The following is an 18713-nucleotide window of genomic DNA, read 5'->3' on the forward strand; positions in this document are numbered from 1 at the left end:
CTCCCACGCTAGGCGGGGGAGGGACGGGCCGCGCGCTGGGAGCGGGCTACGGCCGGGCCAGGGACCGCTTCATGATCTTCCCCATGTCGTTGCGGGGGAGGGCGGCCAGGAAGCGGACCGTGCGCGGGCGCTTGTGCGGGGCGAGCTGGGCGGCGACATGGTCCGCGAGTTCGCCCGCGCCGGGCGGGTTCGCCGGGTCGGCCGCCACGACCCACGCCACCACGCGTTCGCCCAGGTCGGCGTCGGGTTCCCCGGTCACGGCCGCCTCCCGTACCGCCGGGTGGTCCAGCAGCGCGTTCTCGATCTCACCGGCGCCGATCTTGTAACCGCCGCTCTTGATCAGATCGGTCGCCTTGCGGCCGACGATCCGCACCGAGCCGTCGGGGTCGCACACCGCCATGTCCCCGGTGCGGAACCAGTCGCCGTCGAAGGCGGCGGCCGTCGCGTCCGGACGGTTGAGATAGCCGGTGAACAGGTTCTCCCCGCGTACCTGGATCTCCCCGATCGTCTCGCCGTCGTACGAGGTGACCGGCGCGCCGCCCTCGTCGACCAGCCGCAGTTCCACCCCGCTCAGCGGCACCCCGACCGAGCCCGGCCTCGGCTCGCCGTCCACCCGCACGCTCGTGTTCATCAGCGTCTCGGTCATCCCGTAGCGCTCGATCACCCGGCGGCCGGTCGCCGCCGTCAGCCGCTCATGGTCATGGAGGGGCAGCGCGGCCGAACCGGAGACCAGCAGCCGGGCGCCCGCCAGCGCCTGCACCAGCTCCTGGTCGGTGGAGACGGCCTCGGCCAGCCGGTGGTACATCGTCGGCACCCCGAAGAGCATCGTGCCGCCCGCCGCCAGCTCCCGGGCCACGCCGTCCACGGAGAACCGGCCCAGGTGCCGCAGCTCACCGCCCCGGCGCAGGGGCCCCAGCACCCCGATGATCAGGCCGTGGACATGGAACAGCGGCAGCCCGTGCACCAGCACGTCCTCGCCGGTCCACCGCCATGCCTCGGCGACGGCGTCCAGGGTGGCGGCGACGGCCCGGCGCGGCACCACCGCGCCCTTGGGCGGGCCGGTGGTGCCGGAGGTGTAGACGATGAAGGCGGGGGAGCGGGGGTCGGCGTTTGTGCCCGTGTCGGTGCCGGTGTCGGTGCCGGTGACCGGTGTGACGGAGATGTCGAGGCGTTCCAGCGCGGTGAGCGCGGCGGGGAGGGCGGCGCCGGGCGCGGCCAGCACGGCGGCCGGGGCGCTGTCCGCGACGATATGCGCCAGCTCGCGCTCGCCCGTCTTCGGGTTCAGCGGCACCACGGGCACCCCGGCGAGCAGCCCGGCGACCGCGCCCACCGCCGTCTCCAGCCCGGGTTCGGCCCACAGCGCGACCCGGGGAAACCCCTCGATCCGCCGGGCCAGCGCGCCCGCCGCGCCCGCGAGCCCTTCGTACGTCAGCCGGCGCGCGCCGAAGCGGAGCGCCGTCCGTCCGGAGCCCGTGCGCAGGGCGGGGAAGAGGTCCACGGTTCGTCCTCCAGGTCAGGCGGATGGGTGGCGGGGCCATTCTTCCCGCCCGGGGGCCGGGGGCGGGCACGCCGGGCGAACTCCAGGATCTTTGCCGGGACGGAGCCGTCGGCGCGGGGACATCAGAGCGGGGTCCGCCAGGTCAGGGTCGTCGCGCCGTTCTCGCGCACCTGGAGCCGGAGGACGGGAGGCTCACCGGGTCGCGGGGTGGCGTCGATGTCCACCTCGATCGCCGTCACCCCGGCGCGGCGGTGCGCCGCCGCGAGGGCGCCCCGGAGCGCGGCGAGGAGCTGGCGTTCGGCCGGTTCGCGGGCGAGCGCGTCGACCGCGCCCCGGAAGCGCACCGACGGCTGGAAGCCGAGAAGGGCCGAGGCCCCGGCCGTCTCGCGCAGAACGCGGCCCCGGAAGGTGTCGGGTGTCGACGCGGGCGGCTGCTGGAGGGCGAAGATCGCGGTGCGGACCTCCTGGATGGTGGAGTCCAACTCGTCCAGGGCGTGGGCGAGGAGGTCGTCCGTGGTCCGGGCGCTGTCCGTGCTCTCCGCGCCCTCCGTACTCTCCGGGTGCGCGGCGGCCGGGGACTCGCGGGCGCGGCGGCGGGTGGACTCCAGCATCATTCCCGTGGCGAAGAGCCGCTGGACGACCAGATCGTGCAGATCGCGGGCGATCCGGTCCCGGTCCTCGTAGACCGCGAGCTTCTCCCGGTTGTGCTGGGCGTCGGCGAGCACCAGCGCGAGCGCCGCGTGCGAGGCGAACTGCGAGGCCAGCAGCTTCTCCACGGAGGTATAGGCCGGGCCGAAGCGGCGCCGGGGCAGCGCGAGGGTGCCGATCAGCCGCCCGCCGCTCTGGAGCGGCAGCATCATCGAGGGACCGAACCGGGCCCGCACCCGGGTGGACATCCGGGGGTCGTTGGCCGCGTCGTCGATGAAGACCGGCTCCCCGGCGAGGAGCTGGCCCAGCAGGGGCGAACCCGGGTCGATGGTGGTACCGACGAGGTCGTCCCCGTCGTCCGGGGCGTCGGCGACCACGATCTCCATCCCCCCGGAACCGGTCGGCTGGAGCACCACCCCGGCGGCGGCGTCCGCCAGGATCCGGGCCCGCTGCGCCACCGTCCGCAGCGCCTCGTCCGGGCCCGCCCCGGTCAGCAGCGCGGTCGTCACCGCCGCCGCGCCCTCGATCCAGCGCTCCCGCTGCCGGGCCGTCTCGTACAGCCGGGCGTTGCCGATGGCGATCCCGGCCTGGGAGGCGAGGACACGCAGCATGGCCAGATCGTCCTCGGAGAACCGGCCCACCCGCTTCTCCGCCAGGTAGAGATTGCCGAAGACCTCGGACTCCACCCGGATCGGCACGCCCACCAGGGACCGGATCGGCGGATGGCCCTCGGGCACCCCGGTGGAGCGGGGATCGGCCGCGAGGTCATGGACGAGCAGCTCCTGGGGGTCATGGACGAGGAGTCCCACCAGCCCTGTGGTGCCGTCGGGGAGCGGGCCCGCGCGGACGCGTTCGGCCTCGGTCAGCCCGGAGGTGAACAGCTCGCGCAGGCCGCCGCGTTCGGGGTCGATCACGCCGAGCGCGCCATAGCGGGCGCCCGCCAGACAGGTGGCGGTGTCCACGATGTCCTGGAGGGTGGTGGAGAGGGTGAGATCGGTGCCGACGCGCAGCACGGCCTCCAGGAGGAGGGGGAGCGAGGGTTCGGCGGTGTCGCCGCCCACGCTGGGGCCGGACGCGTCGGGCCTGGGTTGCGGTTCGGGCCCGGCCCCGGCCTTGTCGGCCCCGGGCTCCGGACCGGACGCGGGCTCGGCGTTGTCGGGTTCGGCACCGGGTTCCGGCCCGGACGCGGGCTTGGTCTTGTCGGGTTCGGCCCCGGGTTCAGACCTGGTCCGGCGGTCGTCGTGGGGCGGGCCCTTCTCCCCCGTACCGCCGTCACCGGCCATGGGCCGCCGCCCCGCCCGCCTTACTCCACCTCGGTCAGCGGATTGAGGACCAGGGGCCTGATCCGGCCCTCCAGCATCGCGCCGAGGCCGAGCACCGCGCAGACGTCGGGACGGTCGGCGATCGTCACCGGCATGCCCGTGGCGTCCTTCAGCATCTGGTCGAACCCGGGCAGCAGCGCGCTCCCGCCGACCATCGTGATGCCCCGGTCGACCAGATCGGCCACCAGATCCGGCGGACAGTCGCGCAGCACCTTGCCCATGCCGTCGAGCACCCCGGTCAGCGGGGTGTGGATGGCGTCGCGCACGGACGCCGCGTCGACCTGTACGGAACGGGCCAGCCCGGTCGCCACATCCCGCCCGTGGATCTCGGTCGAACCCGAGCCGGAGGAGGCGAGACCGGTGGACTGGAGGGCGAGTTGGAGCGGGCGCACCGACTGGCTCGGCAGCATGAGGGCGTGCTGGGTGCGCAGCAGCTGGATCACCGCGTTGTCGATCGCGTTGCCGCCGATGGGGATCCGTTCGGCGGTGACGATCGAGCCGAGGGAGAGGACGGCGACCTGCGTGGTCGCCGCGCCACACACCATGATCATGGTCGCGGTCGGCTCCTCCACCGGCAGCCCGCAGCCGACGGCCGCCGCGATCAGCGTGTCGACCAGCTCCACCCGGCGCGCGCCGAGGCCCACCATCGTCTCCACGGTGGCGCGCTGGGCCAGCGGATCGCTGTCATGCGGGGTGCAGGCGGCGGCCCGCAGCCGTGGCTTGCGGCGGAGCTGGCGGCGCAGCTTCTCCCCCAGCAGATGCCGGAGCATCCGCTGCGCCATCTCGATGTCGACCACCGTCCCGCCCGAGACCGGGCGCATCACCCGGATGTAGTCGGGGGTGCGGCCAGTCATCTTCTCGGCCAGCGCGCCGACGGCGATCAGCGCGCCGGTACGGGTGTTCACGGCGGCGACGCTCGGCTCGTCCACCACCAGCCCGGGGCCCTTGACGAAGACACGGGTACGGGCGGCGCCGAGGTCGACGGCGACATGGCAGCGGCGCAGCCGCTCAAGACTGACGGACACGGCGGATCCTCCGGGGTGGGGTGCCTGTCCTCGCCATCCTCCGCCGACGCTTTGCGGGGCGCCCGTTGGGTGAGCCGTACGAGGGGCTGGGCCCCAGCACCCCATGGACCGAGTCCTGCGCACCCCCGGGATACGTGCACGGGGGGTGCGGTCCTCAGCAGGGGGCGCGCAGGTCTGTTGCAGGCTGGGCTGGGTACACGGCTGGGCGAGTGGGCCCCCTGCTGAGCAGGGGACCCAGAGGGAGGTATCCGCCCCCGTACCCGTCAGGGCGACGAGGTCACCAGACCAGCGAGGAAATCGGCATTCGCCCGGCTGTTGTGTCCGAGGGTGACGCCGTGCCGGGGCAGTTGGGACAGGCGGTGGGCGAGGTCGTCGCGCTGGGCCCGTCCGCCGTCGCCCTGGACGGGGAGAATACCGAAGACGTCCGGGTAGCGGTCCTCGGTGCCCTCGGTGAAGAAATCGGCCGCAATCAGCTCGCGGCCGTCGTCAACTGCGGCTGGTGCGATGCCGGGGTTGATGCGAGGGAAGAGGACGTGCGCCGCCCTGCCCCCGGTGGCCAGGGACATCCCGAGCCAGGTATCGAGTTGGTCGGGGAAGAACTGGGGCTTGAGTTCCTTGCCCGTGTCGCTGAACAACGCGGTGCGGGAGCCTTCGGCGAGGGCGTCGGTGACGCGCTGGTGCTGGGTGGGGTGCAGGCGCTGACCGGCCAGGGTCCGGTTGCGGACGGCGTCGTAGAGGCCGAGGGCGTCCAGCAGCCCAAGCCCGATGGCGGCAGCCGCGGGCCAGGGCAGCACCCGCAGAGAGCCGTCCTGGGTATCGGGACGGATGAAGACGCGGTCGTTGGCCAGCAGGGACCAGCCCGCACGGGCCAGCAGCAGACCTGTGGTGGTCTTCCCGGCACCCTTCCCACCGAGAGTGAGGACCGTGTCGCCGTCCTTGACCGCGGCGGAGGCGTGGAGGATCTGCCACCCGTCAGCCAGAAGCTTCCCGCGCAGGAGTTCGCGGGCGAGACGGGCGGCGGCGGTGGCGACCGGGGTGTCATCGGCCCCGGCGACCCGCAGTTGTCCGGCGGCGGGATCGTAGCGGAAGGCAAGGCTCTGCCCTGGCTGGGCGGCGGTCACTGTGCCGTCCGCCTCGCGCCGGTGGGTCAGCGTCGATCCGGCGTAGGAGATCTTCTCGTGCGGCTGGTCGAGGACGACTTCGGCGAGCTGAGCCAGCTCGGCAGGGGCGACATCAGCGCTCACCTCCGGCTCGCCCTCCCGGGCGGTGCCGTCGGCGGCGGCGGTGGCGTTCCACCAGGGGCCGAAGTAGCGGGTGGACCAGCCGGTGACCGCGGGCAGGTGGCTGGTGACGGTCACCGAGTGCCCGGCGGCGGTGATGCGGGTGGTGTACGGGGGGTGTCCGGTCATGAAGCGGTGCCCTGTTCTGTGTGGTGGCGGAGGGCGGCGCGGATCTTGCGGTCCGCGTCGGCGAGGAGGCGTTGTTCGACGAGGTCGAGCCCCGGATCGACCACGGTGGGCACCCCGGCGGTGAACCGCAACGGCATTCCGTGGCAGGCGGTGTGGTCGGAGTTGACGATGGCCAGCTCGGTGACGGTGTCGGCGAGGCCGAGCGCGGCGGTCAGGGCCACGAGGACGGCTCCGGCCGGTCCGGAGCGGGCCCGGCCCATGCCCTGATTGATCCGGCGCGGGCGGGCTGTCAGCTCCTTGTGGACGGCCCGCAACGGGATCGCCGCCGGGAGCCCTCCGACACGGGTGGCCGTCGTGCACACAACAGCCGCGTCCCCGTGCTCGCCGACCACCCGACCCTCCACGGACTCGACCGGAACCTCAAGGAGGCGGGCGAGGGCGAGGCGGTAGCGGGCGCTGTCGGTGGCGGACCCGACACCGTAGACCCGCCCGGCACCAGAGGCGGTGACGAACAGCCAGGTCATGACATCGACGGGGTTGGTGACGACGATCACCGTCCCCGTGTATCCGGTGAACACGCGGCCGATCCCGGCGATCACCGGGGCGTTCACCGCCAGCCCGGCCATCCGGACATCGCGGACGGCGCTGTTGGTGAATCGGGCCCTCGGACAGACCACAACGGCGTCGCAGCCCCGCAGGTCGGGCAGATCAGCGGCCTGAGGGCGGACGGGTGAGGAGATGACCTGGGCCATGTCCTCCAAGTCGGTGACCAGGGCGCGGGCGGACTTCTCGGTGCCGGAGGTGATCAGCAGCCTGTCGCACCACCCGGCGGCGGTGAGCAGGGTGCCGACCGTGTGGCCGATGGCCCCAGCCCCGACAATCCCCACGGCGGTCACCGGGCCGCCGCCTTGACCGCGTGCCCCAGCGCCAGCTGCCACACCATGGGGCCGTCCGCCCCGCAGGTGAGGGCGGCGGAGGTTTCCTCCAGCAGCACGGCGACCGCGCCGACCCGCTCGATCACCGCGAGGGCGTGGCTGGGCAGCGGGAGGCCCGCAGGGGCGGTGAGGTACGTGGTGAGGATGTTGACCGTGTCCATGAGCCACAGGGTCACGAGCTGCCGCAGCCACACTTTCCTGTCATCGGGGCCGATCCGCCGGATCTGGGTCGCGGTGTAGGCATCGATCCCGTCCGTGACCCGCCGTAACCCGGCCCTGTCCGGCGGCTGTGCGATCAGGTGGAGGATGAGCCGGGAGATCAGCTTGGCCGTGTCGGTGGCCGGATGTCCCAGCGACAGGCCGGGGTCGAGGAATACGGGGCGGCCGCCAGCAGGGTCGGGGAACAGGGCGTGTTCGGGCTTGAGGTCCCCGAAGATCACCCGCCGGGCGGAGTGGGCGGCGCTCGGCCTCAGCCTCAGCAGCCGGGCGACCACCTTCTCCAGCACTGGGGCAACGGGTTGGCACAGGGCGAGGTAGGAGGCGGCCGAGAGACCGTTGAACTTCCGCCCGAAGGTCGCCGCGATGGACCGCTCAGGGATCGCCGCCGCAGTGGCCAGGGCCCGCGCGCCCGGCTCGGCGAGCGCGTCCAGTTCCCCGGTGACCGCGGCCAGGAGGTCGGCGGTCCGCTCGGGGCGTTTGACGATCAGATCGGCCAAGGTAGGGCCGGTGATCGGTTCGGTGAACAGCACTCCATCCGCGTATCCCGCGATCCGGGGGGCCTTGAGCCCGGCGGTGTGCAGGATGCCGTATTGGAGTGTCTCCCGCTCCAGTAGCCCACCCGGAGTGGTGGTGTAGGCGGCCTGACGGGTCTTGACCTGCGGCCAGGTGCCGCAGGTGCCCCGCAGGACCGACACGAGAGAGACGCCGAGCACAGAGACCTTGGCAAACAGCGGGCGGCGGTCCACCTCGATCCGGCGAACATACGCGGTCACGGACGGGACGTGCGGGCCGAGCAGGACGGCTGAGCCGGGCCACAGCGCGGCGGCGGTGTGCTCGACCCAGCCGTCCGCGTGGGCCAGGACCTCGGCAGAGGTTGGCAGGGTTGAGTCCATAAGCGGAACTCCCTTCATCGGATGTCCGGTCCCCTCGCCCCTCGCACGCCGATGCCCTGCCGGGTCGCTGCGGCGCTGTCCTTCCGGTTTCGTGCTCATGCGGGCCTCCGGCTTGATGACCAGACGTTCGGGGCAGTCCTCTGCGGGATGGGTCCAGGGCTGCGATGGCTGCCTACCGGTTCGCACAAGGTCGTATTCCGCGAGGTCACCGGTCGGCGTGAAGAACATCCAACTGCCCGCCACCGACCGGGAAGAGGCCCCACGATGTAACCCCGCGTAGCTCCGTGTAACCCAGCCGGAAGGCCCGACGGTCATGGACCACGACCAGAGCCGTATCGATCACCATGCCCTCGCCGCCGCATGCGAACAACGCGGCTGGGGCCCCACCAAGCTGGCCCGGGAGCTCGGTATCGCCGCAGGCCACGGCCCGGAGGGAATGAGCCGCCAGTATGCGCGCAAGCTCCTCAGCGGCGACCGCAGGCCCGGACCTCACTGGATGCCCCACGTCATCCGTGTCTTAGGACTCGATCAGACGGCCGGTTTCCTCGACCCCAGGGCCGGTCACGTCGATACCGTGGAATCCATCCTGGCCCTTGGGAGGAGTGGAACAGTGAACCGTCGCGGCTTCCTGACCACCTCGGGCGGCGGCGCCCTCGCCTTCCTCGGCGTTCCCGACGCCGAGGCCATCACCCGGCGCGTTCACTCCGCGGATCACGGCGTCAGAGTTGGCCGCGGCGAGGTCGAAGCCGTCTGGCAGATGGCCCAGGTCCTCGGCGCCAACTCCGCCGAGTACGGCGGCGGCCATGTCCGGCATCTCGCCGTCAGCTACCTCACCCGCAACGTCGGTCCCTGGCTCAAGGGCCGCTACACCGAGGCCACCGGCCGGGCCCTGTACGCGGCCACCTCACGCCTCGCCCACCTCATCGGCTGGATGAGCCAGGACGAGGACGACGCATCAGCCGCCCGCGACTACTACATCCACGCCTACCGGCTCGCCGACGAGGCCGGTGAGGAGGAACTCGCCGCCACCGCCCTGCGCGGCCTGACCATCCAGGCCATGGAAGCCGGACCCCGCCAGCGCAGCCGGGCCCTGGCCCTGGCGGAGGAATGCGTCAACCGGGCCAAGGACATCGACGATCTGCGGGCGCGGGCCTACTACGAGATCACTCTCGCCGAAGCCGCCACCCTCGACGGCGATCACCGGCTCGCCACCCGAACCCTGGCCATCTCCCAGACCCACATCGAGCACGACTGGGACACCCCCTCCGGCACTTCCTGGGCATCCCACTTCACCATCGGCCGCTGGTCCCACGTCTCCGGCATGATCCTCGCTCAGATGGGCGACCTCACCGGCGCCCAGGCCCAGCTCCACCAAGCCCTCGCCGTCCACGGCCTTGACAGCCGTCGCAGCCGCGCCAACGTCCTCGGCAACCTCGGTACCCTCCACCTGCGTCAAGGCGACCTCGACAGCGCCCTCACCACCTGGGCCCGGTTCCTCGACGCCGCCGAAGGCGTCCAATCCGTCCGCGTCCGCGACTCCGCCCTGGACATACACACCCGCCTCGCCCGCTACCCCGACGACCCCGGCGCGCGGGAACTTGCCGAACGGGCAGCCGCCTTCCTCTCCCAAGGCCCAAGCCGATAGCCGACAGAGCCCTGCCCCCGCCAGCGCGCCGGGTGCGGGCCTCCGCCGGGTCCCCGCCTCACGCCCCCGCCGCGTCCTCCCCCGGCATCCGGTGGAGCAGGTCCCACAGGGTCGCGCGGTCCTCGGCCGTGAGACGGGTCAGGGGTTCGCGGGCGAAGTCGAGGGATTCGCGGAGGCGGAGGGCGCTGGCCGGACCCTATGCGGGCGATTTCACGACGGCCGGAGTCGCCATCCCGTTGTCCTCCAACGCGATCTCGTCCAGTTCGACGCTGCGGACCAGGACACCGGGCAGGTCCTCGAATCGGCTCAACGCGTCGGCGATGGCCTGCGTCAGCGTCTCGGCCTCGAAGGAGCACATGAACCGGGAGTAGCCGGGTCGCTCCGCCAGGTTGATGCGTCCGTCGTGGAAGCTGGCCAACTCCGTCAGCCTGTCGTCCTGCTCTTCGGTGAGAGCGTCCTGAAGGACCAGGTTGAAGTACCAGTTACGCACAGTTCCGATGCCTCCGCGTGAATCGATCGATGTCCCGAGCCTCTTCGCTCTGATTCTGCGGGGTGCAGACCACGGTGTACTTGTCGTTGCACGGACAGCAGACGACACACCCCCACCGATGCCCCTTTCCTGTGTGCATCACCTTGAGTCCGGCCGCCTCCGCCCTCTTGAGCGCGGCCTCAACGTCCTTCTTCTGATGGCGGTCGCCGAGTCCCATGGCCAGAGGGCTACTCCCTCCCGTCCAGAAGGAGAAGTGCCAGCGAATAGCTTCATACGATCGGGCGATCGTCTGGTGCGCCGGGTAGCAGGGCTCTGCCGCGCCCCCCGCGCCGAGTGCCGCACGCTTTCCGGGTGCCGGGAGTGTGGTCTGCCTCCTGTCGGTGCGTCGGTAGGGTCGTCGCGTCCGACGGTCGCATCCGGCAAGGGAGAGCTGGCGTGGCAACAGAGGTCGTGATCGCGCAGACCACCATCGACGATGAGAGCAAGGCGGAGGAGCTGGCCCGGGGCGCGGTGGAGCGCCGGGTGGCGGCGTGCGCGCACATCGACGCGCCGTTCACGGCGATCTACCGCTGGCAGGGTGCGGTCCAGCGGGAGCGGGAGTGGCGGATCTCGTACAAGACGACGCGGGAGCGGCTGCCGGAGCTGGCGGCGTGGGTGGCGGCCACCCACAGCTATGACGTGCCGGAGTGGATCGTCCTTCCCCTGGAGGGCGGCTCCGAGGCGTACTTGGCGTGGGTGGGGGAGGAGACCACACCGGAGGGGTAGCGGGAACGGGACCGGGTCCGTACCAGGGCTTCTGGTACGGACTCCCTGCCTTGTTTCTATGCGGTGAGCTCACGCCAGCGAGGTCCGCCCGAGCGACCATCGGTGGCGCTGAAATCGTAGGCAGCGGCCTCGGAGTGGAACCGGCCTGCCCACAGTTGGGGTCAGTGGGGTGGGCTTGGTGGGGGGATGTGAGGGTCGGAGTCCTGGTGGCGGCGGAGCAGCACCCGGCAGTCGACCGCGTGGGAGTGGTCCTGGACGGCGAGGGCTTCCCGCTCGGCCGTGATCAGGTCGTGGCAGGTGGGGCAGTCGGACAGCGGGGCCTCCAGCCGACACGGCCGCGTGGGCTGCTGGTCGCGCTGCCGCCGGTCCTGTTCCACCCGCAGGCGCCGTGCGGCGGAGAGTCCCCTGATCTCCACGCCCGAGTCCAGCAGCCGCTCGCGGAGCCAGTCGGTGGTGACGCCGTAGTCCTGGGAGAGGCGCACCAGGGGCGCCCCGTTCTGGTAGCGGGCGATGACCCGGTCCAGGGTCCGCAGCACCCGGTCCCGGCGCCGCCGTGACTCCTCACTGAGACGGCCGGGCACGGTCACCGCCGCCCTTGCTGGCGCAGGATCCGGGCCGCGCGCACCCCGCGCACGGCGACGCGCCAGCCCATGAGCTGCTTTTTCAGCCATGCCTCGCTGACGCCGTACTCGCGGGCGAGCGTCTTGAGTGCCACACCGTCGCGGTAGCGGGCGATGACGTGTTCCCGGTCGGTCAGGACCCGGTCGCGGTGGGCTCGTTGGAGGATGGGACTGGTCATGAGGGTCTCCTCACTGGTCAGAGGGGTGGTCGAGGTAGGCGCGCGCGGGCGGGTTTCCACTCGGGGCTGATCCCGAAGCGGTAGTGGTCGAGACCGTCCGGGAAGATCAGCGAGACGCCGCGGCCCTCGTTGACGAGCCGGTTCCACGCGTGGCGCCGGTTGGCCGGGTCGGTGTGCCAGGCCCGCATCAGGGCCGGGCCGTCGGCCTCCGGCGCGGGCACGCACTCCAGGCCGGGCACGGGCCCGGGGTCGAGTCGGTCGGCGACGTGGTCCACCTGGTGGACCAGCCACCGCAGCGCGTGTTCCGCCGACTCCGTCCGCAACGTCGCGAACACGCAGGTCACGATCCGCCCGGACCCGGCCATGGGCCCGATCCCACCGACGTAACAGAAGTAGCGGATCCCGCCGATCACGGCGCACCGTCCCCGGAGTCATCCAGCAGCCGGTGCAACTCGGCGTCGATGCGCTGCTGATGGGCCTCTGCGGTGAGGAACCAGAGCCCGTCATCGGCCGCCTCGGCATCCAGGCGGAGCCGCAGTAACGCGAACCCGAGCCCTAACCGCTCTTCGGCGGAGCCGAGGGCGAGCGTCAGCCAGAGCCACAGGCGGGTCACCGCGCGCCGCCGTGGTGGTTGACGCATGTCCGGATGTCTGACTGACATCCACTGAAGTCGCTCACGGCCGGGTTAGCCCCCTAGAACAGAACGGTTACCCCCTGTAGCAAGTCAACGACGCATCGCGGTGGCGAAAGTACACAACAAGTGCACAGCGCATCGCCGTGGGTAGTCGTACCGTGGTTGGGCGCTGCACCAGGGATACCGACCAGGGAGAGGCTGAACCCATGGGATCGATGGACGTGCCCGGACCCGGGGCCACTGTCGCGGGCCTGCGGAAGGAAATCGGCTGGGGGCAAGCCCGGCTGGCAAGCGCGGCCGGACTGTCGACCTCGTACCTCGGCAAGATCGAGCGCGGCGAACGCGCGCTCTCCCAGGGGGTGGCCGCCGCTCTCGCGCGAGCGATGGGCATTCCCCTGGGGCGTGTGCTCGGCGCGGCGGCGCCACCGCCGGACTCGGCGGGATCCCTCCGTAAGCTCCACTCGGCGGTGCGGCGTTTCGATATCCCCGGCGAGGGGGCCGCGACCGAGGGCGATCTACGGAAAAGGCTCGCCGAAATGGTCCGGCTGCGTGGCGATGCCAACTTGTCCGATGTGCTGGAGAAACTGCCGGGCCTGGTATCCGGCGTGCAGGATCACGCGCACGCGGCCGGAACCCCACAGGCGTGGTCCATGGTGTCGCAGGCGTACTCCGCGGTCTACTGGCTGGCCGCGCGGCACCGCTGGATGACGCTGGCTGACCTGGCCGTCACCAAACAGAAGATCGCCGCAAGAGCGGCCGACCCGGTAACGCTCGCCATCGCCGCACGGGATGAGGCGGGCGTCCATCTCAACCACGGGGAATGGGGAGATGGCCTGGCTGTCGTCGACCGGGCGATCGTGCGGGTGGAGGAGAGCACATCGGGGCGGGAGCGCGCCTACGCGCTGGGAATGCTCCATCTTCGCGGTCTGACACTCGCCGGGCGGGCCAAGGAGAAGAAGGCGGCTGATTCTCATATCGCGAAGGCCCTGGAGCTGGCGGAGGATTTCAGCGAGGAAGTCAACCGGTTTGGAATCCACTTCGGCCCGGAGAACACGATGGTTCATGTGATCGCCACCTCCGGCGATCTGAACCGCCATCGCCGTGCGATCGAGGTCATGGAGCAGCTGACCCAGGGCGGAATGACGCTGCCAGCGACCAGGATCAGTCCACTCCATATGAATATCGCGAGGTCGAACCTGGCCGTTGGTGACCGTGAGAAAGCGTTGGATCACCTGGAGCGGGCGTGGGCGCTGGCGCCACAGCTCTCCTCGGTCCATCCCACTTCGCGGGAGGTTCTGCGCGTACTGGCGATCCGCCATAAGCGCAGCAATCCACGCCTGATGCGGCTTGCGCGGATGGCGAAGATGAACGTCTAGTCCAGGGCGCGAAAGCCGTCTTGCAGCCATGATCGACCAGAGATGAGAGGCACCCCATGACGACCATGACCGAACCCCTCAACTGGATCAAGTCCTCTTACAGCGGCAACGGCGGTCAGTGCATCGAGTGGTCGCCCTCGTCTGTGTCCACGAGCGGCATCGTTCCCGTCCGTGACAGCAAGCGTCCCGCCGGGCCCGCGCTCGCTGTCTCGCCTCAAGCCTGGGCCGGGCTGGTGACCCTCGCCCGCGAGTCCGGCAGCTAGCCCGACAGCCGACAGAGCCCTGTACCCGCCAGCGCGCCGGGTGCGGGGCTCCGTCGCGCTCCCGCGCGTCCTTGTCCAGCCAGGAGTTCGCCGGTGCGCGGGCGGTGGGCGCCCGCGCGGGAATCAGGCGTGCTCGGTCAGGAGTTCGGCCAGCAGGCCACGGACACGCTGCTCGATCTCGTCGCGGATGGGCCGGACGGCTTCGAGGCCCTGCCCGGCGGGGTCCTCCAGGGTCCAGTCGAGGTAGCGCTTGCCGGGGAAGACGGGGCAGGTGTCGCCGCAGCCCATGGTGATGCAGACGTCGGACTCGCGGACGGCGTCCACGGTGAGGATCTTCGGGGTCGCGGCGGAGATGTCGATGCCGACCTCCGCCATCGCGGCGACGGCCGCCGGGTTGACCTCGGCGCCCGGGGCGGAACCGGCGGAGCGGACATCGACCCGGTCGCCCGCGAGATGGGTGAGCCAGGCGGCGGCCATCTGGGAGCGGCCGGCGTTGTGGACGCAGACGAACAGCACGGTGGGCCGGGCGGGTATGTGGTCAGACACGGGTGGGGCCTTCAGCGGGGGTCGTGGTGACCGGAGTGGTCACCGGGGTGGCGGGGAAGAAGCGGCGGGCGCGGAGGGCGACGTGGACCAGGCCGATGAGGACGGGGACTTCGATCAGGGGGCCGACGACTCCGGCGAGGGCCTGGCCGCTGGTGGCGCCGAAGGTGGCGATGGCGACCGCGATGGCGAGTTCGAAGTTGTTGCCCGCCGCGGTGAACGCCAGGGTGGTGGCCTTCGGGTAGTCGAGTCCGGCCGCGCGGCCGATGGCCATGGACCCGGCCCACATCAGGGCGAAGTACACCAGGAGTGGCAGCGCGATCCGGGCCACGTCGAGCGGCTTCGAGGTGATCGCCTCACCTTGGAGGGCGAAGAGGACGACGATCGTGAACAGCAGTCCGTAGAGGGCGAACGGGCCGATCCGGGGGATGAGCTTCGTCTCGTACCACTCCCGGCCCCGGGCCTTCTCACCGAGGCGGCGGGTGAGGTATCCGGCGGCGAGGGGGATGCCGAGGAAGATCAGGACCGAGCGGGCGATCTCCCGGACGGAGATGTCCAGGCCGGTGGTGGCCAGGCCGAGCCAGCCGGGCAGGAGGTCGAGGTAGAACCAGCCGAGCAGGCCGAAGGCGAGGACCTGGAAGACGGAGTTCACCGCGACGAGGACGGCGGCGGCCTCCCGGTGACCGCGCGCGAGGTCGTTCCAGATGATGACCATGGCGATACAGCGGGCGAGCCCGACGATGATCAGGCCGGTGCGGTACTCCGGCAGGTCGGCCAGGAAGATCCAGGCGAGGGCGAACATCAGCGCCGGGCCGATCACCCAGTTGAGCACCAGCGACCAGAGGAGCAGGGGCCGGTCGCGGGTGACGGTGTCGAGCCGGTCGTAGCGGACCTTGGCCAGCACGGGGTACATCATCACCAGCAGGCCGACCGCGATCGGTAGCGAGACTCCGGTCACGGTGACCCCGGCGAGCGCGTCACCCAGGCCCGGGACGAGTCGGCCGAGGCCGAGACCGGCGGCCATCGCGGCGAGGATCCACAGGGCCAGATAGCGGTCGAGGAACGACAGCCGGGACGCCACCGGCCCCGTGGGCACGGCCGGGGCGCTCACGCGGGGAGCCCGGCGGGCGCGGGCAGGGGTTCGCCCGCGGGCCGGGTGAGGATGCCGGCGAGCCGGTCGGTCATCTCGGGCAGCAGCCGGTAGTAGACCCAGGTCCCGCGCCGTTCGGAGGCGATCAGCCCGGCCTCGCGCAGAAGCTTGAGGTGGTGGGAGATGGTCGGCTGGGACAGGTCGAACGCCGGGGTGAGGTCGCAGACGCAGACCTCCCCGCCGGAGCGGGAGGCGATCATCGACAGCAGCCGCAGCCGTACGGGGTCCCCGAGCGCCTTGAACACCTTCGCCAGCACCTCGGCCTGTTCCTGGTCCAGCGGGGCGGTCAGCAGGCCGGGGCAGCAGCTTTCCACCGTGGTGTCCTGCCCGATCACCGGAAGCTCTTGTTTCGACATGCTTCTATGTTGACGATTGTCGATCCAAGAGGCAAGCTCGGAGCCGTAAGACATCGACAGATATCAATACAGCCTGCGAGGAGATTCGCCATGTCCCGTGTCCAGCTCGCTCTGAACGTCGCCGACCTCGAAGCGTCGGTGACGTTCTACTCAAAGCTGTTCGGCGTGGAACCCGCCAAGCGCCGACCCGGCTACGCCAACTTCGCCATCGCCGAGCCCCCGCTCAAGCTCGTCCTCATCGAGGGAGAGGCGGGCCAGGAAACCCGCCTGGACCACCTCGGCGTCGAAGTCGACTCCACCGGGACGGTCACCGCCGCGGCCGCCCGTCTCCAGGACGCCGGGCTCGCCACCTTCGAGGAGAACGACACCTCCTGCTGCTACGCCCTCCAGGACAAGGTCTGGGTCACCGGCCCCGGCAAGGAGCCCTGGGAGGTCTATGTCGTCAAGGCCGACGCCGACCGGATGGGCAAGAGCCCCGCCCTCGAAGGCGGCGACGCCCGCCGCACCACCGGGAGCGCCCCGGACGGCGCCGAACCGGCGACGGCGGGTTGCGGCTGCGGAAGCTGAACGGCCCGGTCGGCGCCGCGCCCCCGCGCCAGTCAGGCGTGCGTCACGCCTCCGCCGCGTCCTCCCCCAGCATCCGGTGCAGCAGGTCCCGCAGGGTCGCCCGGTCGTCGGCCGAGAGGCGGGCCAGGGGCTCCCGGGCGAAGTCCAGGGATTCGCGGAGGCGGAGGGCGGTGGCGGTGCCCTCCTCGGTGGGGGCGGCGAGTTTGACGCGGCGGTCGTGGGGGTCGGGGCGGCGTTCGACCAGGCCGCGGAGTTCGAGGCGGTCGATGATGCCGGTGACGTTGGACGGCTCGCACTTCAGCTTCTGGGCGAGCTGGCGCATGGGCATCGGCTCCAGGGTGAGCAGCCCGAGGACCCGGGCCTGGGCGCCGGTGAGGGAGTGCTGGGCGGCGGCCTGGTCGTACTCCGCGTAGTAGCGGGAGACGACGGTGCCGATCAGCTCGACGACTTCGAGGGTCAGGGGGTCGATGCGCGGTGAAGCCATGACACGCAGCCTACCTCGTTACTTGACATCATGAAATATAAAGGAGCATGGTTGTTTCAGGTAGTGAAACATCTCTAGGAGGCCAGGCAGCATGTCCGCACTTCCCGCGACCAGTCGCGAATGGCACCTCGTCGCCCGCCCGCAGGGCTGGCCCACCGCCGAGGACGTCGCCCTGCGCGAGGTTCCGGTCGCGGAGCTGGAGGAGGGCCAGATCCTCGTCCGCAACCGCTACTTCTCCGTCGACCCGTATATGCGCGGCCGGATGAACGACGTGAAGTCCTATCTGCCGCCGTTCCAGATCGACCGGCCGATGGACGGGGGCGCGGCCGGTGAGGTCATCGCCTCGCGCGCCGAGGGGTACACCGTCGGTGACCACGTGGTGCACAACTTCGGCTGGCGCGAGATCGCCGTGGTGCCCGCCGCGCAGGCGTACCACGTCGACCCCGCGCTGGCGCCGCTCTCCGCCTATCTCGGTGTCCTCGGCATGACCGGTCTCACCGCCTATGTCGGGCTCTTCGACACCGCCGCCTTCCGCGAGGGCGACACCGTCTTCGTCTCCGGCGCGGCGGGCGCGGTCGGCAGCCAGGTCGGCCAGCTCGCCCGGATCAAGGGCGCCAAGCGGGTGATCGGCTCCGCCGGGTCCGACGAGAAGGTCAAGCTGCTCACCGAGGAGTACGGCTTCGACGCCGCCTTCAACTACAAGCGCGGCCCGGTCGGCGAGCAGCTCGCCGCCGCCGCCCCCGAGGGCATCGACGTCTACTTCGACAACGTCGGCGGGGACCATCTGGAGGCCGCCCTCGACGCCCTCACCGTCCATGGCCGGATCGCGCTCTGCGGAATGATCTCGCTCTACAACAGCACCGAGCCCACCCCCGCCCCGCGCAATCTCGCACTCGCCGTCATCAAGCGGCTGCGGATGGAGGGCCTGCTCGTCACCGACCACCTCGCCGAGCGCTCCCGGTTCGTCCGTGATGTCGCCGGATGGCTGGCCTCCGGTGAGCTGAAGCACCACGAGACCATCGTGGAGGGCATCGAGCACGGCTTCGGCGCCTTCACCGGCATGATGCGCGGCGAGAACACCGGCAAGATGATCGTCGCCCTGAGCTGAACACCGCTCCGGCGATAGGGTCACCACACACCGCCACGGTCGTGGGCGCGAGCCGTGGCGAACCACAGGAGGTCACACCAGATGCCCATACAGCAGTCCGATGTCCTGTACACCGCCGTCGCCACCGCCGAGAACGGCCGTGACGGCCGGGTCGCCAGCGACGACGGCGCGATCGACGTCACCGTGAACCCGCCGAAGGAACTGGGCGGTTCGGGTGCGGGCACCAACCCGGAGCAGCTCTTCGCGGCGGGCTACAGCGCCTGCTTCCAGGGCGCCCTCGGGGTCGTCGCCCGCAATGAGAAGGCGGACATCACCGGCTCGACGGTCACGGCCGAGGTCGGGATCGGCAAGAACGACGAGGGCTTCGGGATCATCGTGAAGATCACGGCGAGGATCCCGAACGTGGACGAGGCGACCGCCCGGACCCTGGTCGAGAAGGCGCACGAGGTCTGCCCGTACTCCAAGGCCACGCGCGGCAACATCACGGTCGAACTGGCTGTCTGAGCCGGGAAACCGGGCCCCGCGAGCCCAGCGGGATCCAGACACGAGGCCCGAGCCGTGAAGGGGGCCGCACCTCGCCGAGG

At 71.2% G+C, this 18713-nt stretch carries 23 protein-coding genes; 7 read left to right on the top strand and 16 right to left on the bottom strand.

Annotated elements, in window-relative coordinates; all coding sequences use genetic code 11:
- Nucleotides 1-46: 46 nt before the first annotated feature.
- The 6 genes from ACFVIM_RS20740 to ACFVIM_RS20765 form a co-directional block, all read right to left on the bottom strand.
- Nucleotides 47-1498, bottom strand: coding sequence for an acyl-CoA synthetase (locus ACFVIM_RS20740; RefSeq protein ID WP_384303267.1), 1452 nt, complete (start codon nt 1496-1498; stop codon nt 47-49).
- 122 nt (nt 1499-1620) lie between these two features.
- The gene (locus ACFVIM_RS20745; RefSeq protein ID WP_384303269.1) at nt 1621-3429 is read right to left on the bottom strand and encodes a GAF domain-containing protein; all 1809 of its coding nucleotides are present in this window, start codon (nt 3427-3429) and stop codon (nt 1621-1623) included.
- Nucleotides 3430-3449: 20 nt separating this feature from the next.
- Nucleotides 3450-4493 carry a rod shape-determining protein gene (locus tag ACFVIM_RS20750; protein ID WP_384303271.1) on the bottom strand — a complete coding sequence of 348 codons (1044 nt, stop codon included), beginning with the start codon at nt 4491-4493 and terminating at the stop codon, nt 3450-3452.
- 263 nt (nt 4494-4756) lie between these two features.
- Nucleotides 4757-5902, bottom strand: coding sequence for a hypothetical protein (locus tag ACFVIM_RS20755; RefSeq protein ID WP_384303273.1), 1146 nt, complete (start codon nt 5900-5902; stop codon nt 4757-4759).
- A complete protein-coding gene (locus tag ACFVIM_RS20760) occupies nt 5899-6789 on the bottom strand; it encodes a lactate dehydrogenase (RefSeq protein WP_384303275.1) in 891 nt (296 codons plus the stop codon). The genes ACFVIM_RS20755 and ACFVIM_RS20760 overlap by 4 nt, the downstream gene beginning before the upstream one ends.
- A 5-nt stretch (nt 6790-6794) precedes the next feature.
- Nucleotides 6795-7949: a phosphotransferase gene (locus tag ACFVIM_RS20765; RefSeq protein WP_384303277.1), complete on the bottom strand. Its 1155-nt coding sequence runs from the start codon at nt 7947-7949 to the stop codon at nt 6795-6797.
- A gap of 313 nt (nt 7950-8262) precedes the next feature.
- Between ACFVIM_RS20765 and ACFVIM_RS20770 the strand changes: the two genes are divergently transcribed.
- Nucleotides 8263-9594: a tetratricopeptide repeat protein gene (locus ACFVIM_RS20770; protein WP_384303279.1), complete on the top strand. Its 1332-nt coding sequence runs from the start codon at nt 8263-8265 to the stop codon at nt 9592-9594.
- 196 nt (nt 9595-9790) lie between these two features.
- Here ACFVIM_RS20770 and ACFVIM_RS20775 read toward each other — a convergent pair whose 3' ends face one another.
- Together ACFVIM_RS20775 and ACFVIM_RS20780 are read right to left on the bottom strand one after the other, a co-directional pair.
- Nucleotides 9791-10084, bottom strand: a complete 294-nt coding sequence (locus ACFVIM_RS20775; protein WP_384303281.1) for a hypothetical protein — start codon at nt 10082-10084, stop codon at nt 9791-9793.
- On the bottom strand, nt 10077-10301 hold the full coding sequence (locus tag ACFVIM_RS20780; RefSeq protein ID WP_384303283.1) for a hypothetical protein: 225 nt from the start codon (nt 10299-10301) through the stop codon (nt 10077-10079). The genes ACFVIM_RS20775 and ACFVIM_RS20780 overlap by 8 nt, the downstream gene beginning before the upstream one ends.
- 218 nt (nt 10302-10519) lie before the next feature.
- Here ACFVIM_RS20780 and cutA point away from each other — a divergent pair, with 218 nt between their 5' ends.
- Complete coding sequence (cutA, locus tag ACFVIM_RS20785) at nt 10520-10849, top strand: divalent-cation tolerance protein CutA (protein WP_384303285.1); 330 nt, start codon at nt 10520-10522, stop codon at nt 10847-10849.
- A 161-nt stretch (nt 10850-11010) separates the two neighbouring features.
- Here the strand turns inward: cutA and ACFVIM_RS20790 are convergent, their stop codons facing one another.
- The 4 genes from ACFVIM_RS20790 to ACFVIM_RS20805 are packed head-to-tail and all read right to left on the bottom strand — an operon-like array spanning nt 11011 to nt 12288.
- Complete coding sequence (locus ACFVIM_RS20790; RefSeq protein ID WP_384303287.1) at nt 11011-11430, bottom strand: hypothetical protein; 420 nt, start codon at nt 11428-11430, stop codon at nt 11011-11013.
- A gap of 2 nt (nt 11431-11432) precedes the next feature.
- Entirely contained in the window at nt 11433-11648 is a 216-nt protein-coding gene (locus ACFVIM_RS20795; protein ID WP_384303289.1) for a hypothetical protein, read from the bottom strand.
- 17 nt (nt 11649-11665) lie between these two features.
- Nucleotides 11666-12061: a hypothetical protein gene (locus tag ACFVIM_RS20800; RefSeq protein ID WP_384303291.1), complete on the bottom strand. Its 396-nt coding sequence runs from the start codon at nt 12059-12061 to the stop codon at nt 11666-11668.
- Nucleotides 12058-12288: a hypothetical protein gene (locus tag ACFVIM_RS20805; RefSeq protein ID WP_384303293.1), complete on the bottom strand. Its 231-nt coding sequence runs from the start codon at nt 12286-12288 to the stop codon at nt 12058-12060. The genes ACFVIM_RS20800 and ACFVIM_RS20805 overlap by 4 nt, the downstream gene beginning before the upstream one ends.
- A gap of 200 nt (nt 12289-12488) precedes the next feature.
- Here ACFVIM_RS20805 and ACFVIM_RS20810 point away from each other — a divergent pair, with 200 nt between their 5' ends.
- Both ACFVIM_RS20810 and ACFVIM_RS20815 read left to right on the top strand, forming a co-directional pair.
- Nucleotides 12489-13658 carry a helix-turn-helix domain-containing protein gene (locus ACFVIM_RS20810; protein WP_384303295.1) on the top strand — a complete coding sequence of 390 codons (1170 nt, stop codon included), beginning with the start codon at nt 12489-12491 and terminating at the stop codon, nt 13656-13658.
- A gap of 65 nt (nt 13659-13723) precedes the next feature.
- Entirely contained in the window at nt 13724-13921 is a 198-nt protein-coding gene (locus ACFVIM_RS20815; protein ID WP_384303309.1) for a DUF397 domain-containing protein, read from the top strand.
- Nucleotides 13922-14044: 123 nt separating this feature from the next.
- Here ACFVIM_RS20815 and ACFVIM_RS20820 read toward each other — a convergent pair whose 3' ends face one another.
- The 3 genes from ACFVIM_RS20820 to ACFVIM_RS20830 all read right to left on the bottom strand — a co-directional run bounded on the left by ACFVIM_RS20820 (nt 14045) and on the right by ACFVIM_RS20830 (nt 15970).
- Nucleotides 14045-14398: an arsenate reductase ArsC gene (locus ACFVIM_RS20820; protein WP_384303311.1), complete on the bottom strand. Its 354-nt coding sequence runs from the start codon at nt 14396-14398 to the stop codon at nt 14045-14047.
- 61 nt (nt 14399-14459) lie between these two features.
- Entirely contained in the window at nt 14460-15575 is a 1116-nt protein-coding gene (gene arsB / locus ACFVIM_RS20825) for an ACR3 family arsenite efflux transporter (protein WP_384303297.1), read from the bottom strand.
- On the bottom strand, nt 15572-15970 hold the full coding sequence (locus tag ACFVIM_RS20830) for an ArsR/SmtB family transcription factor (RefSeq protein WP_384303299.1): 399 nt from the start codon (nt 15968-15970) through the stop codon (nt 15572-15574). Before ACFVIM_RS20830 ends, arsB begins: the two co-directional genes overlap by 4 nt.
- Before the next feature lie 90 nt (nt 15971-16060).
- Between ACFVIM_RS20830 and ACFVIM_RS20835 the strand changes: the two genes are divergently transcribed.
- The gene (locus ACFVIM_RS20835) at nt 16061-16537 is read left to right on the top strand and encodes an ArsI/CadI family heavy metal resistance metalloenzyme (protein WP_384303301.1); all 477 of its coding nucleotides are present in this window, start codon (nt 16061-16063) and stop codon (nt 16535-16537) included.
- Between the two features lie 43 nt (nt 16538-16580).
- Here the strand turns inward: ACFVIM_RS20835 and ACFVIM_RS20840 are convergent, their stop codons facing one another.
- Entirely contained in the window at nt 16581-17021 is a 441-nt protein-coding gene (locus ACFVIM_RS20840; RefSeq protein ID WP_384303303.1) for a MarR family winged helix-turn-helix transcriptional regulator, read from the bottom strand.
- Between the two features lie 91 nt (nt 17022-17112).
- On the opposite strand from ACFVIM_RS20840, the gene ACFVIM_RS20845 reads away from it, so the two are divergent.
- Both ACFVIM_RS20845 and ACFVIM_RS20850 read left to right on the top strand, forming a co-directional pair.
- Nucleotides 17113-18129 carry an NADP-dependent oxidoreductase gene (locus ACFVIM_RS20845; protein ID WP_384303305.1) on the top strand — a complete coding sequence of 339 codons (1017 nt, stop codon included), beginning with the start codon at nt 17113-17115 and terminating at the stop codon, nt 18127-18129.
- Nucleotides 18130-18210: 81 nt separating this feature from the next.
- Complete coding sequence (locus ACFVIM_RS20850; protein ID WP_384303307.1) at nt 18211-18633, top strand: organic hydroperoxide resistance protein; 423 nt, start codon at nt 18211-18213, stop codon at nt 18631-18633.
- Nucleotides 18634-18713: the final 80 nt, after the last annotated feature.

The sequence above is a fragment of the Streptomyces sp. NPDC057638 genome, assembly GCF_042800315.1.
Lineage (GTDB): Bacteria > Actinomycetota > Actinomycetes > Streptomycetales > Streptomycetaceae > Streptomyces.

Excerpts from the sequence above, each read along its gene's own strand:
- ACFVIM_RS20745 (WP_384303269.1), bottom strand. The coding sequence starts at position 3,429 with ATGGCCGGTGACGGCGGTACGGGGGAGAAGGGCCCGCCCCACGACGAC.
- ACFVIM_RS20755 (WP_384303273.1), bottom strand. The coding sequence starts at position 5,902 with ATGACCGGACACCCCCCGTACACCACCCGCATCACCGCCGCCGGGCAC.
- ACFVIM_RS20765 (WP_384303277.1), bottom strand. The coding sequence starts at position 7,949 with ATGGACTCAACCCTGCCAACCTCTGCCGAGGTCCTGGCCCACGCGGAC.
- ACFVIM_RS20770 (WP_384303279.1), top strand. The coding sequence starts at position 8,263 with ATGGACCACGACCAGAGCCGTATCGATCACCATGCCCTCGCCGCCGCA.
- ACFVIM_RS20780 (WP_384303283.1), bottom strand. The coding sequence starts at position 10,301 with ATGGGACTCGGCGACCGCCATCAGAAGAAGGACGTTGAGGCCGCGCTC.
- ACFVIM_RS20795 (WP_384303289.1), bottom strand. The coding sequence starts at position 11,648 with ATGACCAGTCCCATCCTCCAACGAGCCCACCGCGACCGGGTCCTGACC.
- ACFVIM_RS20805 (WP_384303293.1), bottom strand. The coding sequence starts at position 12,288 with ATGCGTCAACCACCACGGCGGCGCGCGGTGACCCGCCTGTGGCTCTGG.
- ACFVIM_RS20810 (WP_384303295.1), top strand. The coding sequence starts at position 12,489 with ATGGGATCGATGGACGTGCCCGGACCCGGGGCCACTGTCGCGGGCCTG.
- ACFVIM_RS20815 (WP_384303309.1), top strand. The coding sequence starts at position 13,724 with ATGACCGAACCCCTCAACTGGATCAAGTCCTCTTACAGCGGCAACGGC.
- ACFVIM_RS20820 (WP_384303311.1), bottom strand. The coding sequence starts at position 14,398 with ATGGCCGCCGCCTGGCTCACCCATCTCGCGGGCGACCGGGTCGATGTC.
- ACFVIM_RS20830 (WP_384303299.1), bottom strand. The coding sequence starts at position 15,970 with ATGTCGAAACAAGAGCTTCCGGTGATCGGGCAGGACACCACGGTGGAA.
- ACFVIM_RS20835 (WP_384303301.1), top strand. The coding sequence starts at position 16,061 with ATGTCCCGTGTCCAGCTCGCTCTGAACGTCGCCGACCTCGAAGCGTCG.
- ACFVIM_RS20840 (WP_384303303.1), bottom strand. The coding sequence starts at position 17,021 with ATGGCTTCACCGCGCATCGACCCCCTGACCCTCGAAGTCGTCGAGCTG.
- ACFVIM_RS20845 (WP_384303305.1), top strand. The coding sequence starts at position 17,113 with ATGTCCGCACTTCCCGCGACCAGTCGCGAATGGCACCTCGTCGCCCGC.
- ACFVIM_RS20850 (WP_384303307.1), top strand. The coding sequence starts at position 18,211 with ATGCCCATACAGCAGTCCGATGTCCTGTACACCGCCGTCGCCACCGCC.